Here is a 17,281-nt window from a genome sequence, read left to right as displayed (position 1 = left end):
ATCAGCTGGCGTAGCGCGCGTCGAGCGCATCGAGCTCGGGCTTGCGCACCAGCCGCTGCCGCTCGGCGAAGGGCGCGACCAGGGCCGGGTCTTCGTCCACGCGCTTCGTCTCGCGCAGCACCGTGAGCGCCTTCTGCATGCCGGCCAGCGCGCCCTGCAAGGCGGCGTTGGCGTACAGCACGATGCCGTAGCCCAGGCCGCCGAGTTCCTCTGCGCCGAAGATCGGCGTCTTGCCGCCGATCACCATGTTCATGAGCTGGGGCTTGTGCAGCCGCTGGGGCAGGGCACGAATTTCGTCAGCGGTGGTGACGGCCTCGACGAAGAGGATGTCCGCGCCGGCCTCGCTGAACTTCTGCGCACGCTCGATCGCGGCCTCGAAGCCCAGCGTGGCGGCCGCGTCGGTGCGGGCCATGATGAGCAGGTCGGGGTCGGTGCGCGCATCGACCGCGGCCTTGATCTTGTTGACGGCTTCCTCGGTGGAGATCACATCCTTGCCCGCGAAATGGCCGCAGCGCTTGGGTGCGACCTGGTCCTCGAACTGGATGCAGTCGGCGCCCGCGCGCTCCAGCACGCGCACCGTGTGGCGCACGTTCAGGGCGTTGCCGAAGCCGGTGTCGGCATCGACGATCAGCGGCAGGCTCACCGCGTCGCGGATGCGCGCCGTGTGGTCTGCGATTTCGTGCAGGCCCATGAAACCCTGGTCGGGCAGGCCGAACCACATGTTGGTGACGCCCGCGCCGGTGACGTAGAGGGCTTCGAAGCCCAGGTCTTCGATGACGCGCGCCGACAGCGCGTTGAAGGCGCCCGGCACGAGTACGCCGCGACGGGCTTCGGCCAGGGAACGGAGGGTCTTGCGGGTGGACATCGGTGTGTGTTCCTGTGAATGCATCGAAGAAATATCAAAAAGCGTCGCCGGGCACTCGCACCCAGCCTTCCATCAGCACGCGCGCGCTGCGGCTCATCACTGCCTTGGTCACCTGCCATTCGCCCTCGACCTGCTGCGCCTGCGCGCCCACGCGCAAGGTGCCCGAGGGGTGGCCGAAGCGCACGGCCTCGCGCGCGCCGCCGCCGGCCGCGAGGTTCACCAGCGTGCCGGGAGTGGCGGCAGCCGTGCCGATGGCCACGGCCGCCGTGCCCATCATCGCGTGGTGCAGCTTGCCCATCGACAACGCGCGCACGAGCAGGTCGATGTCGCCGGCCGTCACGGCCTTGCCGCTCGATGCGGTGTAGCCCGCCGGCTTGGCCACGAAAGCGACCTTGGGTGTGTGCTGGCGGCTGGCCGCTTCGTCGAGCGTGCGGATCAGGCCCATGCGCAGCGCGCCGTGCGCGCGGATGGCCTCGAAGCGGGCGAGCGCGGCGGCGTCGCCGTTGATCGCGTCCTGCAACTCGGTGCCGGTGTAGCCGATGGCGTCGGCGTTCACGAACACGGTGGGGATGCCGGCGTTGATCATCGTGGCCTGCAGCGTGCCAACGCCGGGCACTTCCAGTGCATCGACAACGTTGCCGGTCGGGAACATCGCGCCGCCTGCGCCGTCTTCCTCGGCGGCGGGGTCCATGAATTCGAGCTGCACCTCGGCCGCGGGAAAGGTCACGCCGTCGAGTTCGAACTCGCCGGTTTCCTGCACCGCGCCGTCGGTCATCGGCACGTGCGCGACGATGGTCTTGCCGATGTTGGCCTGCCAGATGCGCACGACGGCCACGCCGTCGCGCGGCACACGTGCCGCATCGACAAGGCCGTTGCTGATGGCGAAGGGGCCGACGGCGGCCGAGAGGTTGCCGCAGTTGCCGCTCCAGTCCACGAAGGGCTGGTCGATCGACACCTGGCCGAACAGGTAATCCACGTCGTGGCCGGGCCTGCTGCTCTTCGACAGGATCACGGTCTTGCTGGTGCTCGACGTGGCGGCGCCCATGCCGTCGATCTGCTTGCCGTAGGGGTCGGGGCTGCCGATCACGCGCAGCAGCAGTGCGTCGCGCGCCTTGCCCGGCACTTGCGCGGCCTCGGGCAGGTCCTGCAGGCGGAAGAACACGCCCTTGCTGGTGCCGCCGCGCATGTAGGTGGCGGGGATCTTGATCTGTGCGGAGTGCGGCATCGTCAATCGGCTTTCGTGGCGGCGAGGAAGTCCTGCGCAAAGCGCTGCAGTACGCCGCCAGCTTCGTAGATGGACACCTCCTCGGCGGTGTCGAGGCGGCAGGTCATGGGCACGTCGAGGCGTTCGCCATTGCGACGGTGAACGACCAGCGTGAGGTCGGCGCGCGGGGTGCGCTCGCCGACGACATCGTAAGTCTCGGTACCGTCCAGGCCCAGCGTCAGGCGGTTCGTGCCGGGCTTGAATTCGAGCGGCAACACGCCCATGCCGATCAGGTTGGTGCGGTGGATGCGCTCGAAGCCTTCGGCCGCGATGGCTTCGACGCCGGCCAGCCGCACGCCCTTGGCGGCCCAGTCGCGCGACGAGCCCTGGCCGTAGTCGGCGCCGGCCACGATGATCAGCGGCTGCTTGCGCCTCATGTAGGTTTCGATGGCTTCCCACATGCGCATCACCTCGCCCTCGGGCTCCACGCGCGCCAGTGAGCCGGGGCGCACCGTGCCATCGGCGGTGCGCACCATCTCGTTCTTCAGCGTGGGGTTGGCGAAGGTGGCGCGCTGCGCCGTGAGGTGGTCGCCGCGGTGGGTGGCGTAGGAGTTGAAGTCTTCCTCGGGCAGGCCCATGCGGTGCAGGTACTGGCCGGCGGCGCTGTCCAGCAGGATCGCGTTCGACGGCGAGAGGTGGTCGGTCGTGATGTTGTCCGGCAGGATCGCCAGCGGCCGCATGCCCTTCAGCGTGCGCTCGCCCGCCAATGCGCCTTCCCAGTAGGGCGGGCGGCGGATGTAGGTGGAGGCGGGGCGCCATTCGTACAGCGGCGCGACCTTCTCGCCCGTGTCGGGCTGGATCGCGAACATCGGCTCGTACACCTGCCGGAAGTGCGCGGGCTTCACGCTGGCCTTCACGATGGCGTCGATTTCCTCGTCGTCCGGCCAGAGGTCCTTCAGGCGGATCTCCTTGCCGTCGATCACGGTGAGCACGTCCTTCTCGATGTCGAAGCGCACGGTGCCCGCGATGGCGTAGGCCACCACCAGCGGCGGCGAGGCCAGGAAGGCCTGCTTCGCATACGGGTGGATGCGGCCGTCGAAGTTGCGGTTGCCCGAAAGCACGGCCGTGGCGTACAGGTCGCGATCGACGATCTCCTGCTGGATGACCGGATCGAGCGCGCCCGACATGCCGTTGCATGAGGTGCAGGCATAGGCCACCACGCCGAAGCCCAGCTGCTCGAGTTCGCCCATCAGGCCGGCCTCTTGCAGGTACAGCGTCACGGCCTTGGAGCCCGGCGCCAGCGAGGTCTTGACCCACGGCTTGCGCGTCAGGCCCACGCGGTTGGCGTTGCGCGCGAGCAGGCCTGCGGCGATCACGTTGCGCGGGTTGCTGGTGTTGGTGCAGCTGGTGATGGCCGCGATGATCACGGCGCCGTCGGGCATCCGGCCGGGCACGTCGTCCCACGGGGCGGCGATGCCGTGCGCCGCGAGGTCGGCGGTGGCGACGCGCGCGTGCGGGTTCGACGGGCCGGCCATGTTGCGCACGACGCTCGAAAGGTCGAAGTGCAGCACGCGCTCGTACACGACTTCGCTCAGCGTGTCGGCCCACAGGCCCGCCTGCTTCGCGTAGGTTTCGACCAGGCGCACCTGCTCGTCGGCACGGCCCGTGAGGCGCAGGTAGTCGAGCGTCTGCGTGTCGATGGCGAACATCGCGGCGGTGGCGCCGTATTCGGGTGCCATGTTGGAGATGGTCGCGCGGTCGCCCAGCGTGAGGCTGGCTGCGCCTTCGCCGTGGAATTCGAGGTACGCGCCCACGACCTTCGACTGGCGCAGGAACTCGGTGAGCGCCAGCACGACGTCGGTGGCCGTGATGCCGGGTTGCGGCCGGCCTGCAAGCCGCACGCCGACGATGTCGGGCAGCCGCATCCACGAGGCGCGGCCCAGCATCACGTTCTCGGCCTCGAGCCCGCCCACGCCGACGGCGACCACGCCCAGCGCATCGACGTGCGGCGTGTGGCTGTCGGTGCCGACCAGGGTGTCGGGGTAGGCCACGCCGTCCTGCGCATGCACGACGGGCGACATCCGCTCCAGGTTGATCTGATGCATGATCCCGTTCCCCGGCGGGATCACCTCCATGTTGCGGAAGGCCCGCTTCGTCCATTCGATGAAGTGAAAGCGGTCTTCGTTGCGCCGGTCCTCGATGGCGCGGTTCTTCGCGAAGGCGTCGGGGTCGAAGCCGCCGCACTCCACCGCCAGCGAATGGTCGACGATGAGCTGCACCGGCACCACGGGGTTCACCTGCGACGGATCGCCGCCCTGTTCGGCGATGGCATCGCGCAGGCCGGCCAGGTCGACGAGCGCGGTCTGACCGAGGATGTCGTGGCAGACCACGCGCGCGGGGAACCAGGGAAAGTCATGGTCGCGCCGTCGCTCGATGAGCTGCGTGAGGCTCTGCGCGAGGATCGCCGGGTCGCAGCGGTGCACGAGGTTTTCAGCGTGCACGCGCGCGGTGTAGGGCAGCGTGGCCCAGGCGCCGACGCGGATCGCTTCGACGGCTTCGCGCGCATCGAAGTAGTCCAGCGCGGTGCCGGGAAGGTTCTTGCGGTAATCGGTATTCATGGGGCGCTTGTCACTCGGCACCCGCGCAGGCACGGGCGCTTCTTTTTCTTCTTGTGTTTTTACTTCCGATCCTGGATCGGCGCGAACTTCAGGTCTTCGGGGCCCGTGTAGTTGGCGCTCGGCCGGATGATCTTGTTGTCGATGCGCTGCTCGATGATGTGCGCTGCCCAGCCCGACGTGCGCGCAATGACGAACAGCGGCGTGAACATGGCCGTGGGCACGCCCATCATGTGATAGCTCACGGCGCTGAACCAGTCGAGGTTGGGGAACATCTGCTTCACCTCCCACATGACGGTTTCGAGTCGCTCGGCAATGTCGAACATCTTGGTCGAGCCGGCCTCCTGCGACAGCGCGCGCGCCACGCCCTTGATGACCACGTTGCGCGGATCGCTCACGGTGTAGACGGGGTGGCCGAAGCCGATCACCACTTCCTTGGCCGCGACGCGGCGGCGGATGTCGGCCTCGGCCTCGTCGGGTGCGTCGTAGCGCTTCTGGATCTCGAAGGCCACTTCGTTGGCGCCGCCGTGCTTGGGGCCGCGCAGCGCGCCGATGGCGCCGGTGATGGCCGAGTACATGTCCGAGCCCGTGCCCGCGACCACGCGCGCCGTGAAGGTCGAGGCGTTGAACTCGTGCTCGGCGTAGAGGTTGAGCGAGGTGTGCATCGCGCGCTCCCACTGCGCACTGGGCTTCTTGCCGTGCAGCAGGTGCAGGAAGTGCGCACCGATCGAGTCGTCGTCGGTTTCCACCTCGATGCGCCGGCCTTGCGTGGACCAGTGGTACCAGTACAGCAGCATCGAGCCGAGCGAGGCCATCAGGCGGTCGGCGATGTCGCGCGCGCCGGGCAGGTTGTGGTCTTCCTTCTCGGGCAGCAGGCAGCCCAGCGAGGAGACACCGGTGCGCATCACGTCCATCGGGTGCGCACTGGCAGGCAGTTGTTCCAGCGCCTCCTTCAGGCTCGCGGGCAGACCGCGCATGGACTTGAGCTTGGCCTTGTACGCGCGCAGCTCGGCGGCGGTGGGCAGCTTGCCGTGCACCAGCAGGTGGGCGATTTCCTCGAACTCGCAGACCTCGGCGATGTCCAGGATGTCGTAGCCGCGGTAGTGCAGGTCGTTGCCGGTGCGGCCCACGGTGCACAGCGCGGTGTTGCCGGCGGTCACGCCCGACAGGGCGACGGATTTCTTGGGCTTGAAGCCGGTGGGGGTGGCGGTGTCGTTCATGCGAGTTCCTCGTTGGTGTGCGGGGTGTGCGGTGCGTGCGGTGTGTGCAGTGGGGGCAGGTAGGCGTTGCGCATGCGCGCGGGACGACCGCGGCCGTCGACGGCCACCATCTCGAACAGGCCCTTCAGCGAAGGGCGAGGCTCGCCGTCGGGCGGCTCGGCCGCGCCGGTGACGCAGACCGTGAGCGAGCTGCGCCCCGCGCGCGTCACCCACGCCCGCAGGCGCAGCACATGGCCGACCGGCACGGGCGCGAGGAACTGCGCGTCGCCCAGGCTGGCCATGACCACGTCGGACTTCGCGAAGGTGCGCGCGGCCAGGAAGGCGGCCTTCGACATCAGCATGAGGGCGTTGCCGCCGAACAGCGTGCCGTAGTGGTTGGCGTGCTCGGGGAACACGATGTCGGTCAGCTCGATGGCGGATCGGTTTGTCATGGTTCGCAATTTACGCAATCAGATGCCCATAATGAAGGCCTGAATTGGCGAATCATTGCGAATGAAAACAGCGGATTTTGCAAATATTGCGAATATCGCAAGGACCCACGAGGTGACCCGATGAGCAAGACCTTCATGGGCGTGCGCCTGCGCACGCTGCGCGCCGAACGCGGCCTGACGCAGGTGGCGCTGGCCCAGATGCTGGGCCTGTCGCCGAGCTACCTCAACCAGATCGAGCAGAACCAGCGCCCGCTCACCGTGGCCGTGCTGCTGCGCATCAGCAAGACGCTCGGTGTCGATGTGCAGCAGTTCTCCGAGGACGAGGAGACGCGGCTGGTCGCGAACATGCGCGAGGCGCTGGCGGACAACCCCGGCGGCGAGGCCGTGGCGCTGCCCGAGCTGCGCGAGGTGGCGTCGCAGATGCCGGCGGTGGCGCGTGCGCTGCTGGCGCTGCACCGCCGTCACCAGGAGGCGCAGGAGCGGCTGGAACTCATGGCCGCCGAGCTGGGCGACGGGCGCGGCGACATCCCGCGCAGCCGGCCGATGCCTTTCGAGGCGGTGCGCGATTTCTTCTTTGCGCACCAGAACCATTTCGACACGCTCGACACGGCCGCCGAATCGCTCGCGGCCGAGGCCCGCGCGCAGGGGGGACCGCTCGCCGAACGGCTCCAGCAGCGGCTTCTTGCGACACACGGTGTGCGCGTGGTGCCGGGCGATGAAGCGGCGGGTGCGCTCGACAGCCAGCGCCGCTACGACCCGGTCAGCCGCGTGCTGCGCCTGGCGGCCGGCCTGGAGCCGGGCCAGCAGGCCTTCCAGCTGGCCACGCAACTGGCGCTGCTCGAACAGGCCGCGCTGATCGAATCGCTGGTCGTGCAGGCCGACTTCGGCGATGCCCCGGCCCATGCGCTCGCACGCATCGGGCTGGCCAACTACTTCGCGGCGGCCGTGCTGCTGCCCTACGGCCCGTTCCTGCAGGCGGCCGAGGCGCTGCGCTACGACATCGACCTGCTCGCGCGCCAGTTCGGCGTGGGCTTCGAGACGGTGTGCCACCGCCTGAGCAGCCTGCAGCGCCCGGGCGCGTCGGGCGTGCCTTTCTTCCTCATCCGCGTGGACCGGGCCGGCAACATCTCCAAGCGGCAATCGGCCACGCACTTCCACTTCTCGAAGACCGGTGGCACCTGCCCGCTGTGGAACGTGTACGAGGCCTTCGCGCAGCCCGGGCGCGTGCTGCCGCAACTGGCGCGCATGCCCGACGGCCGCGCCTACCTGTGGATCGCGCGCACCGTGTCGCACGGCCAGCGCGGCTTCGGCTCGGCGAGCAAGACCTTCTCGATCGGCCTGGGCTGCGACATCCGCCACGCGCCGCGCCTGGTCTACGCCAAGGGCCTCGACCTGAAGGACCCCGAGGTGCCCACGCCCATCGGCATGGGCTGCAAGGTGTGCGAACGCGTGGCCTGCCCGCAGCGCGCGTTTCCGTTCATCGGGCGGCCACTGGATGTGAACGAGAACGAGAGCAGGTTCACGCCGTATGCGGTGGCTGGGGCCTAGGCGGCACCTGTTTCTTCCGCTCAGCCGCCGTCAAGCGCGGGGTCAGGTTTCGGTGTGTTCGATGGCGGCGATCTGCGCCGTCAGGGCCGCCATGAGGGTCTGCCGTTCCTCGTCGCCGATGGTGGACCAGTTCAGTATCCGCCGGGACACGCCGTCGCTCGTCTGCAGCACCATGGCGCTGGAGATCAGCAGCAGCGCCTGCACCCTCGAGAGCGGTGAGGTCTTCTTCTCGCCCCGCAGGCGCGCGATCAGGCGCGCCGTGAGGTCGGCCCCGGGAGCCCAGACGTTCTCGTAAAGGATCTCGTAGGCCGGGCCCTTGTCGTTCGTCTCCCGGGCGATGAAGGCGGCCCAGTGCCGGGTGTCGTTCGTGCCGACGAGCAGGTTCATCAGGGCTTCCATCAGGTCGCGCAGTGCGGCGCGCGTCGCACTGCGATCGGGCGTGCCCTCCAGCGTGGCCAGCGCGTGCGTGGCCGATGGGCCCATGTGGTGCCGGTACCCCTGAACGATCTCCTGCGCGCAGGCCAGGTACAGGCCTTCCTTGTTCTGGAAGTAGTACTGGATCGCGGGCAGTTGCACACCCGCGGCGTCCGCGATGCGCCGGGTGGTGGCGGCCTTGAAGCCGGCCTCGCCGAAGACATCCATCGCGACGCCCAGGATGCGTTGCCGCACGAGGTCGCCCTTGGCGTAGCCGGTGGTCTCGGGCGTTCGCCGCCGGGTGGTGGAGGGGGGATCTTCGTGAGACATGGGGTGAGGAGCGGCCCGCTTGCGCGGCGCGGCAGCTGACCATATCATTTCAAATGTCTAACAGTTGATATACAAATTGAAGGAGACATCTCATGCAGCAGGAACGGACCCCGGCGATGCAACGCGTGGCGGCTCAGAAAGAGCGCCTCCCCGGCTTCTACGGACGCATCGACTTCGACGCGATGCCCGAGCGCTTCACGGTGGCGCCCGGCGAACGCACGGCGCTGGAGGCCCTGGGCGCGCACGATCCTTCGCGCCGGGCAAAGCTGCTCGCCAACCACGTGCTGGTCGAGCGCATCCGGGCCTACACCTTGCACGGCGATCCCGTGGCGGATGCCTACGCCCAGTTGATTCCGCGCCACGGGTTTCGCACCCTTGTGTCGATGCTGGAGCAGGCCTGCGACAAGGGCGTGGAGGCGGTGGCGGAGACGCCACCCGAGCTCGGCGCCTTCCTCGACGAGATGAGCGCGCGGCCGGACTGGATCGACATGCAGCTGGTGCAGGAGGGTGCGCAAGCCAGCCGCAACGTCATGGCACACATCGCGCCGTTGGTGATCCGTGGCGCGTTCTTCGGCACGTTCACGAACAAGTACGCGGCCTTGCCGATGGCCCTGACCGGTGCGCTGTCGCATGAGACGGCGGCCAGGCGGGTGCTCGAAACGGCCACCTTCTTCACCGTGACCACGCTGCCGGGCGCGCTGGAGCGTCACGGTGCAGGGTTCAAGGCGGCGGCCATGGTCCGGCTCATGCATTCGATGGTGCGTTTCCACGCGCTGACCAAGCCCGGGCACTGGGATCCCGCCGTCTTCGGCATTCCGATCCCGCAGGTCGACCAGATGCCCGCCGGGCTGAAGGCCTCCTACCTGCTGGCACAACGCGCCCTGAAGGCCGGCCGGGATTTCCACCGGGCGGAGCGCGCGCAGGTCGAGCTGGCGCGGTATCGCTGTTTTCTGCTGGGCCTTCCCCGCGAGCTGCTGCCCGAGACGCCGCAGGAACTGGTCGACGTGCTCGACACCCGCAGCGCGACCCTGCGCGACGGCTTCGACGATGCCACCTGCGGTTCGCTGATCCGCTCCACCATGGCCGCCGACCTCGGACGCGACACGGGCCTCGTCGGGCGTGTGCGCAGTGCGGCCGAGCCGAGCGCCGCGAAGCTGTATTTCGTGCGCAACTACTTCGGCGGTGATCGCGCACGCGCGGCTGCCATCGGCATCCGGGTGGGGCCGGGCGACCACCTGTGGAACGCGGTCGGGCTGTTGTTTTCCCTCGTGCCGATGGTCGGCTACGGCATTGCCAGTCGCATGGGGCCGCTCAAAGGCATCGCCGACCGGATCGTCACGCGCAAGATCGAGCGCCTGCTCGCGCGCTACGGCCACTCGCACTTCACCACCGACGCGGCCACCTACCGGCCCGCGACCGGCGCCTCGGGCGGTTGATGCGCGAGGGCGCGGCGCCTCAGGTGCCGCGCTGCGCGTCGGTCGATGCGGTCTCTTTCCACCCGCCTCCCAGCGCCTTGTAGATCGTCAGCCGGTTCGTCTGCTCCGTGAGCTGCAGCCCGATGAGCGTCTGCTGCGCCGCATAGTCGCTGCGCTGCGCATCCAGCACGTCGAGGTAGTTGGCGGCGCCGCTCTTGAAGAGCGACTGCGAGAGCTCGAAGCTGCGCGAGGTCGCGCCCCGCAACGAGCGCTGTGCGTCGAGGCGCTCGGCCAGCGTGCGGCGTTCGGCGAGCGCGTCGGCCACTTCGCGGAACGCGGTCTGCACGGCCTTCTCGTAGGTCGCGAGCTGGATCTTCTGTTGCGCCTGCGCGACCTGCAGGTTGGCGCGGTTGGCACCGCCGTCGAAGATCGGCACGCTGATCGACGGCGCGAAGCTCCAGGCCTTGCTGCCACCCGTGAACAGGCCCGAGAGCGTGCTGCTCGCGGTGCCGGCCGAGGCCGTGAGTGCGATGCGCGGGAAGAAGGCCGCGCGCGCCGCGCCGATGTCGGCGTTGCTGGCGCGCAGCGCGTGTTCGGCGGCGCGCACGTCGGGCCGCTGCTGCAGCACGCTCGACGACAGGCCGGCCGGGGGCACGAGCAGTTGCGCCACGTCGGCGGTGGTTGCGGCGGTCGGCAGCAACTCGGCCGGCGGCGTGGCGCCGACCAGCAGCGCGAGCGCGTTGCGGTCCTGCTCGACCTGGCTGTCGAACGCCGCCGCATCGGCGCGCGCCGCATCGACGGTGCTCTGCGATTGCGCCAGCGCCAGGCCCGACTGGGCGCCGAGTGCGTGGCTGCGCTGCACCAGTTCGAAGGACTTGCGCTGGCTCTCGAGCGTGCTGCGTGCGAGCTGCAGGCGCTGCTCGTCGGCGGCCAGCTGCAGCCAGGCGGTGGCGACCGAGGCCACGAGGCTGATCTGCGTGCTGCGCTGCGTTTCCTCGGTCTGGAAGTAGCTTTGCAGCGCCGACTCGCCGAGGTTGCGCACGCGCCCGAACAGGTCGAGCTCGTAGGCCGTCATGCCCAGGTTGGCGCTGTATTGCGAGGCGATGCGCGACTCGCCGCTGGTCGACAGGCTGCCCGGCGTGCGCGAACGCGTGCCACCCGCGGCGGCGTTGACGGTGGGGAACAGGTCGGCCCGCGCGATGCCGTATTGCGCGTGCGCGCGTTCGATGTTGAGCGCCGCCACGCGCAGGTCGCGGTTGTTGGCGAGCGCGAGTTCGATCACGCCTTGCAGCTGCTTGTCGACGAAGAAGTCGCGCCAGCCGATGTCCAGCGGCGTGGCGGAAGCGACGCCGGCCGAGGGCAGGGCCGCCGGCATCGGCGAGGCGGGCGCTTCATACGCAGGCGCGAGGTTGACGCAGCCCGCGAGCACGACGGAGGCCATGGCCGCGCAGGCCAGCGCGCGCAGGGGGAGGTGGGGCAAGGTGGAGCGGATCATCAGTGCGCTCCCTGCTCGGCAGCCGGTGCTGCGGGCGATGCATCCGGCGCCTCGGCCGGTTTGCGCCGGCCCTCCAGCCAGCCGCGGATCAGCGCGAAGAACAGCGGCACGAAGAAGATGCCCAGGGCGGTGCCGACCACCATGCCGCCCAGCACCGCGGTGCCGATCGACTGGCGGCCACCCGCGCCCGCGCCGGTGCCGATGGCCAGCGGCAGCACGCCGAAGCCGAAGGCCAGCGAGGTCATGAGGATGGGGCGCAGGCGCAGGCGCACCGCTTCCAGCGTGGCTTCGATCACGCCCTTGCCCTGCTCCTGCAGCTGCTTGGCGAACTCGACGATCAGGATCGCGTTCTTCGACGACAGCCCCACCGTGGTCAGCAGGCCGACCTGGAAGTACACGTCGTTGCTCAGCCCCCGCAGGCTGGTGAACAGCAGGGCGCCCACGATGCCCAGCGGCACCACCAGGATCACCGAGAACGGCACCGACCAGCTTTCGTACAGCGCCGCGAGGCACAGAAACACGAACAGGATCGAGATGGCATAGAGCATCGGCGCCTGCGCGCCCGACAGCCGTTCCTGGAACGAGGCGCCGGTCCATTCGTAGCCGATGCCGGCGGGCATCTGCTTCATCACTTCATCGACGGCGGCCATCGCGTCACCCGAGCTCACGCCGGGCGCGGCATCGCCGACGAACTCGTAGCTCGGGCTGCCGTTGTAGCGCTGCAGCTGCGGCGAGCCGTAGGTCCAGCGCGAGCTGGAGAAGGCCGGGAACGACACCATCTGGCCCAGGCTGTTGCGCACGCTCCAGCGGTCGATGTCGGTGGGCAGCATGCGGAAGGCCGTGTCGCCCTGCATGTACACGCGCTTGACGCGGCCGTTGTCCAGGAAGTCGTTGATGTAGGTGCCGCCCATGGCGCTCGACAAGGTGCTGTCGATGTCGGCCGTGGCCAGGCTGGACGCGCCGGCGCGCGCGTCGTCGATGTCCACCGCGAACTGCGGTGTGTCGTCCAGGTTGTTGCTGCGCACGTTCGCCACTTCGGGTCGCTTGGCGAGCAGGTCGATGAGTTGGTCGCGTGCCTTCACCAGCGCGTCGTGGCCCAGCCCGTTGATGTCCTTCAGGTGGAAGTTGAAGCCCGCGTTGGCGCCCAGGCCGCGCACCGCCGGCGGCAGCAGCACGAAGATGCGCGCGTCGCGGATGGTCGAGAGGTCCTTGTTGGCGCGCCGCGCGAGTTCGGCGGCCGATTGGCCGGGGCCTTCGCGCTCGGCCCAGTCCCTGAGCTTCACGAAGGCGCGCGCTGAACTCTGGTCGCCGTTCTGGCCGGTGATGACGTTCACGCTCAGAACCTCTGGTTGCTTGGTGAAGTAGTCCTGCATCTGCGTGACCACGGGTTGCAGCCGTGCATCGGATGCGCCCGGCGGCAGCGTCACCTGCACCTGCAAGAAGGCCTGGTCCTCATCGGGCAGGAACGAGGTGGGCAGGCGCATGAACAGCAGCGCCATCACGGCCGCGATCAGCAGGTACACGACGAGACTGCGCTTGCCGCGCCGCACGATGCCGCCCACCACGCCCTGGTAGCGGTCGGCGCCCTTGTCGAACTGGCGGTTGAAGCCCGCGAAGAAGCGGTCGACCGCGCCCAGCACGCCCTTGCGTGGTACCGCGTGGCCGCCCTTGGCGACCGGCTTGAGCAGGGTGGCGCACAGCGCCGGCGTGAGCGTGAGCGCCACGAACACCGACAGCGCCATCGCCGAGACGATGGTGATCGAGAACTGGCGGTAGATCACGCCGGTCGAGCCACCGAAGAAGGCCATCGGAATGAACACCGCCGACAGCACCAGCGCGATGCCCACCAGCGCGGGCGTGATCTCGGCCATTGACTTGCGCGTGGCCTCCTTGGGCGAGAGGCCTTCCTCGTGCATCACGCGCTCGACGTTCTCCACCACCACGATGGCGTCGTCCACCAAGAGGCCGATGGCCAGCACCATGCCGAACATGGTGAGCGTGTTGATCGAGTAGCCCGCCAGCGAGAGCACGCCGAAGGTGCCCAGCAGCACCACCGGCACGGCGATGGCCGGGATCAGCGTGGCGCGGAAGTTCTGCAGAAAGATGTACATCACCAGCACGACCAGCACCATGGCCTCGGCCAGCGCCTTCACCACTTCGTCGATGGACGCGCTCACGAAGGGCGTGGTGTCGTAGCTCACGAAGGTCTGCAGCTGGTTCGGAAAGAGCGGCTGCAGCTCGGCCACCTTGGCCTTCACGGCCTCGGCCACCTGCACCGCGTTGGCGCCGTCGGCCAGCACGATGCCCATGCCGGCGCCCGGACGCCCGCCCAGCACCGAGCGCACCGTGAGGTTCTCGGCACCCAGTTCGACACGGGCCACGTCCTTCAGGCGCACCACGGCGCCGTCGGGCGTGGCGCGCAGCACCACGTTCTCGAACTGCTCCACCGTCTGCAGCTTGCTGCGCGCGGTGATGGTGGCGTTGAGCTGCTGCTGCGCACCGGCCGGCAGCGCACCGAGCTGGCCGGCCGAGACCTGCGCGTTCTGCGCGGTGATGGCGCTGCCCACGTCGGAGGGCATCAGCGCGTACTTGCGCAGCTTGTCGGGGTCGAGCCACAGGCGCATGGCGTAGCCGGTGCCCAGCGTCTGCACCTCGCCCACGCCGTCGATGCGACTGATGACGTCGACCAGGTTGCTGCTGATGTAGTCGCCCACGTCCACCGCCGAGGCACTGCCGTCGCCGGAGAACATCGAGACGATCATGAGGAAGTCGTTGCCGCCCTTGGTGACGGTGACGCCGCGGCTTTGCACCTGTTGCGGCAGGCGCGACATGGCCTGCTGCAGCTTGTTCTGCACCTGCATCTGGGCCACGTCGATGTTGGTGCCCGCGTCGAAGGTGAGCGACAGCCGCGCCACGCCCGACGAGTTGCTGGTCGACTGCATGTACAGCAGGTTGTCCAGCCCCTTCATCTGTTGCTCGATGACCTGGGTGACGGAGTCTTCGACCGTCTTGGCCGAGGCGCCGGTGTAGGTGGCGCCGATGGACACGCGCGGCGGGGCGATGTCGGGGTACTGCTCGAGCGGCAGCGTGCGAATGGCCATCAGGCCGGCGAGCATGACGACGATGGAAAGCACCCACGCGAAGATGGGGCGGTCGATGAAGAACTGGGCCATGGGTCGGCCTCAGCGCGTGAGGGGGGTGGAGGCCGCCGACGTGGCGTCAGGCGTGGCGCTCGCAACAGAGGTGCCGGCCGGCCTGGCGCCCAGGTCGACCGTGCGCACCTTGTCGCCCACCTTCACGCGCTGCGAGCCTTCCATCAGCACGCGGTCGCCCGCGGCCAGGCCGTCGATCACCTGCCAGCGCGCGCCGATGGCGCGGCCGATGCGGATGGGGCGCTTCTCGACCTTGTTGTCGGCGTCGATCACCAGCGTGGAGGCGCTGCCGTCGGGCGCGCGCGTGACGGCCTGCTGCGGCACCAGCAGCGCGGCGTCGTTCACGCCTTCCTGCAGCACGGCGCGCACGTACATGCCGGGCATCAGCAGCTTGTCGGGGTTGGGCACCACGGCGCGCAGCGTGACGCTGCCGGTGCCGGCATCGACCGTCACGCCGCTGAAGGTGAGGCGCCCGGCGTGCGGGTAGGGGCTGCCGTCTTCCAGCAGCAGCTGGATGCGCGCCTCGGCCTCGCTCGCGCGCTGCAGCCGGCCGCTGGCCAACTCGCGCTTCAGGCGCAGGAGTTCACTGCTCGACTGCGTGACATGCACGTGGATCGGATCGAGCTGCTGCACCGTGGTGAGCGCAGCGGCCTGGTTGGCCGTGACCAGCGCGCCCGGCGTCACGGTGGACAGCTCGGCCCAGCCGGTGATCGGCGAGGTGATGCGCGTGTAGCCCAGCTGGATGCGCGCGGTCTGCTCGGCGGCGCGGGCCACGCCCAGGTCGGCCTCGGCCTGTTGTTCGGCGGCCTGCGTCTCGTCGAACACCTGGCGGCTGATGGCGTCGATCTTCACCAGCTCGGCATTGCGTTTGGCCACCGTGCGGGCCGTGGCCAGGGCCGACTCGGCCTTTCGCACGCTCGCCTGTGCGCTGGCGTGGGCCGCCTGCAGCGAGGCCGGGTCGAGCCGGTACAGCACCTGGCCGGCCTTGACCTGCGAGCCTTCGGTGAAGAGCCGTTCCTTGAGGATGCCGCCGACCTGCGGGCGGATCTCGGCGATCACCGGGGCCGCGGTGCGTCCGGGCAGCTCGGTGCTCAGGGCCAGCACCTCGGGCTTGAGCGTGACGATGCCGACTTCTTTCTCGGGGGCGGTTGCCGCCTTCGCCGTGCCGGGGGTCTCCACATTGGTGCGCGAGCACCCCACGAGAGCGGCGGCGATGCACAGGGCCGTGAGGAGCGGGGCGGAGCGGGAGGAAAGGTGGACGGGCATGGGCAGGCAGAAGTGACGAAAGCCAAGGATGGAGCGGGCGCGCGCCATCGAGTTCAATGCCGCGGCGCGAGGGCGGCGAACTTTACCGAGCGGAAACCGTGCCATGTCAGCGAGGGGCTTTTCTCACGGCTTCTTTCGCGGCTTTACTTCGGCTTTACCTCGGTGTCTTCAGGCCTTCTTCTTCGCCTGCGCCACCAGGAAATCGACCAGCAGCAACAGCGGGCCGACCGCGTTGTCCGTGCGGTAGAGGATGCCCAGCGGCGCGATGGGCGCGTTCATGCGCAGCGGCAGCTCGACCACCGCCGAGCGGTCGAGCTGGTCCAGCACGGTGCGCGGCACCGGCACCACCACGTCGGGTTGCGAGAGCAGGGCGCGCACCAGTTGCGGCGTGAGCACCTGGATGGCGTGCGGGCGCGGCACGATCTGCTCGGCGGCCCAGGCGGCCTCCATCACCTGGCGCACCGCGAAGTGCGTCGGCGGCAGCACCCAGCGCGAATCGGCGAGGTCGCTCAGCCGCAGCCGCTTGCGCTGCGCGGCCGGGTAGCCGATGCCGGCGATGACCACCACCGAGTCGCTGCGCAGCGGCACGAAGCGGTGGGCGTCGGGCACGCGCGCCGGCTGGCGCAGCAGCACGGCATCGAGCGCGCCCGCGCGCATGCCGGTCGTGAGTCGCTCGATGTTGCCCTCCTCGATGAACAGGCGCAGCTTCGGGTGTTGGGCATGCAGCGTGGTGAGTGCAGGCTGCAGCACGCTGGCGATGGCCGCCTCGATGGCGCCGATGCGCAGCGCGCGCGTCTCTTGCGCGGCCAGCGCCGCGAGCCCGTCGCTGGCGACCTGCATCGCATCGATCACCATGCGCGCATGCAGCGCGAGCAGGCGTCCGGCCTCGGTGATGCGCATGCCGCGCGCGTGGCGCTCGAACAGCGGCATGTCGAGCAGGCCTTCGACCTCCTGCAGCATCTGCGTGGCCGCCGGCTGGCTGATGTGGATCGCCTCGGCCGCGCGGCGCAGGTGCGAGTGCGCGGCCAGCGCGTCGATCAGCTTCAGGTGGCGCAGGCGCAGCCGCGCGAGCAGCCGTTCGTGCAGCACGGCGGAAGAGAGGGTGGTGGGACTGTCTGAGGCCATCGATAGGCAATCATTATCAGTCGATGCAAAAGCGATTGGACGCCAATCGATGGTGTTCCTACGCTGACGGGGTCGGGCGGCAGACAAGGGCGCATCGGCTGCCGGACCTGCTCGCCGATCACCGATCGCAAATGGGGCCGTGCGGACGAAGGGCTCCCGCCCGGCGGGTCTTCCCTTCCTTTGCACTCTGACAACCACATC

The 17,281-nt window shown here is 69.2% G+C and carries 12 protein-coding genes; 2 read left to right on the top strand and 10 right to left on the bottom strand.

The features are described from left to right. Position 1: 1 nt before the first annotated feature. The 5 genes from D3H34_RS17470 to D3H34_RS17450 are packed head-to-tail and all read right to left on the bottom strand — an operon-like array spanning position 2 to position 6,335. The gene (locus tag D3H34_RS17470; protein WP_119555204.1) at positions 2-865 is read right to left on the bottom strand and encodes an isocitrate lyase/PEP mutase family protein; all 864 of its coding nucleotides are present in this window, start codon (positions 863-865) and stop codon (positions 2-4) included. A gap of 34 nt (positions 866-899) precedes the next feature. Next, positions 900-2,090 carry a 2-methylaconitate cis-trans isomerase PrpF gene (prpF, locus tag D3H34_RS17465; protein ID WP_119555202.1) on the bottom strand — a complete coding sequence of 397 codons (1,191 nt, stop codon included), beginning with the start codon at positions 2,088-2,090 and terminating at the stop codon, positions 900-902. A gap of 2 nt (positions 2,091-2,092) precedes the next feature. Further along, complete coding sequence (gene acnD / locus D3H34_RS17460) at positions 2,093-4,687, bottom strand: Fe/S-dependent 2-methylisocitrate dehydratase AcnD (RefSeq protein WP_119555200.1); 2,595 nt, start codon at positions 4,685-4,687, stop codon at positions 2,093-2,095. Between the two features lie 59 nt (positions 4,688-4,746). Then, positions 4,747-5,904 carry a bifunctional 2-methylcitrate synthase/citrate synthase gene (gene prpC / locus D3H34_RS17455; protein WP_119555198.1) on the bottom strand — a complete coding sequence of 386 codons (1,158 nt, stop codon included), beginning with the start codon at positions 5,902-5,904 and terminating at the stop codon, positions 4,747-4,749. Further along, the gene (locus tag D3H34_RS17450; RefSeq protein WP_119555196.1) at positions 5,901-6,335 is read right to left on the bottom strand and encodes an acyl-CoA thioesterase; all 435 of its coding nucleotides are present in this window, start codon (positions 6,333-6,335) and stop codon (positions 5,901-5,903) included. Before D3H34_RS17450 ends, prpC begins: the two co-directional genes overlap by 4 nt. 120 nt (positions 6,336-6,455) lie before the next feature. Here D3H34_RS17450 and D3H34_RS17445 point away from each other — a divergent pair, with 120 nt between their 5' ends. Beyond that, positions 6,456-7,883: a short-chain fatty acyl-CoA regulator family protein gene (locus tag D3H34_RS17445; protein WP_119555194.1), complete on the top strand. Its 1,428-nt coding sequence runs from the start codon at positions 6,456-6,458 to the stop codon at positions 7,881-7,883. Positions 7,884-7,925: 42 nt separating this feature from the next. Here D3H34_RS17445 and D3H34_RS17440 read toward each other — a convergent pair whose 3' ends face one another. Further along, the gene (locus D3H34_RS17440) at positions 7,926-8,627 is read right to left on the bottom strand and encodes a CerR family C-terminal domain-containing protein (RefSeq protein WP_167481232.1); all 702 of its coding nucleotides are present in this window, start codon (positions 8,625-8,627) and stop codon (positions 7,926-7,928) included. A 92-nt stretch (positions 8,628-8,719) separates the two neighbouring features. Here D3H34_RS17440 and D3H34_RS17435 point away from each other — a divergent pair, with 92 nt between their 5' ends. Further along, positions 8,720-10,063, top strand: a complete 1,344-nt coding sequence (locus tag D3H34_RS17435) for an oxygenase MpaB family protein (protein WP_119555190.1) — start codon at positions 8,720-8,722, stop codon at positions 10,061-10,063. 19 nt (positions 10,064-10,082) lie between these two features. Here the strand turns inward: D3H34_RS17435 and D3H34_RS17430 are convergent, their stop codons facing one another. The 4 genes from D3H34_RS17430 to D3H34_RS17415 all read right to left on the bottom strand — a co-directional run bounded on the left by D3H34_RS17430 (position 10,083) and on the right by D3H34_RS17415 (position 17,080). After that, positions 10,083-11,537 (bottom strand): efflux transporter outer membrane subunit, encoded by a 1,455-nt coding sequence (locus tag D3H34_RS17430; RefSeq protein WP_119555188.1) that lies wholly within the window; start codon positions 11,535-11,537, stop codon positions 10,083-10,085. Beyond that, complete coding sequence (locus tag D3H34_RS17425; protein WP_119555186.1) at positions 11,537-14,710, bottom strand: efflux RND transporter permease subunit; 3,174 nt, start codon at positions 14,708-14,710, stop codon at positions 11,537-11,539. Before D3H34_RS17425 ends, D3H34_RS17430 begins: the two co-directional genes overlap by 1 nt. 9 nt (positions 14,711-14,719) lie before the next feature. Then, the gene (locus tag D3H34_RS17420) at positions 14,720-15,955 is read right to left on the bottom strand and encodes an efflux RND transporter periplasmic adaptor subunit (protein WP_119555261.1); all 1,236 of its coding nucleotides are present in this window, start codon (positions 15,953-15,955) and stop codon (positions 14,720-14,722) included. 168 nt (positions 15,956-16,123) lie between these two features. Then, entirely contained in the window at positions 16,124-17,080 is a 957-nt protein-coding gene (locus D3H34_RS17415) for a LysR substrate-binding domain-containing protein (RefSeq protein WP_119555184.1), read from the bottom strand. Positions 17,081-17,281: the final 201 nt, after the last annotated feature.

The sequence above is a fragment of the Acidovorax cavernicola genome, from assembly GCF_003581445.1.
Note: the sequence above shows the minus strand (reverse complement) of the source record. Positions and strands in the feature narration are given on the sequence as shown.

Bases quoted from the DNA above. Each gene is read 5' to 3' on its own strand.
- prpC (WP_119555198.1), bottom strand. From the start codon at position 5,904: ATGAACGACACCGCCACCCCCACCGGCTTCAAGCCCAAGAAATCCGTC.
- acnD (WP_119555200.1), bottom strand. From the start codon at position 4,687: ATGAATACCGATTACCGCAAGAACCTTCCCGGCACCGCGCTGGACTAC.
- D3H34_RS17470 (WP_119555204.1), bottom strand. From the start codon at position 865: ATGTCCACCCGCAAGACCCTCCGTTCCCTGGCCGAAGCCCGTCGCGGC.
- D3H34_RS17430 (WP_119555188.1), bottom strand. From the start codon at position 11,537: ATGATCCGCTCCACCTTGCCCCACCTCCCCCTGCGCGCGCTGGCCTGC.
- D3H34_RS17415 (WP_119555184.1), bottom strand. From the start codon at position 17,080: ATGGCCTCAGACAGTCCCACCACCCTCTCTTCCGCCGTGCTGCACGAA.
- D3H34_RS17435 (WP_119555190.1), top strand. From the start codon at position 8,720: ATGCAGCAGGAACGGACCCCGGCGATGCAACGCGTGGCGGCTCAGAAA.
- D3H34_RS17425 (WP_119555186.1), bottom strand. From the start codon at position 14,710: ATGGCCCAGTTCTTCATCGACCGCCCCATCTTCGCGTGGGTGCTTTCC.
- prpF (WP_119555202.1), bottom strand. From the start codon at position 2,090: ATGCCGCACTCCGCACAGATCAAGATCCCCGCCACCTACATGCGCGGC.
- D3H34_RS17450 (WP_119555196.1), bottom strand. From the start codon at position 6,335: ATGACAAACCGATCCGCCATCGAGCTGACCGACATCGTGTTCCCCGAG.
- D3H34_RS17445 (WP_119555194.1), top strand. From the start codon at position 6,456: ATGAGCAAGACCTTCATGGGCGTGCGCCTGCGCACGCTGCGCGCCGAA.
- D3H34_RS17420 (WP_119555261.1), bottom strand. From the start codon at position 15,955: ATGCCCGTCCACCTTTCCTCCCGCTCCGCCCCGCTCCTCACGGCCCTG.
- D3H34_RS17440 (WP_167481232.1), bottom strand. From the start codon at position 8,627: ATGTCTCACGAAGATCCCCCCTCCACCACCCGGCGGCGAACGCCCGAG.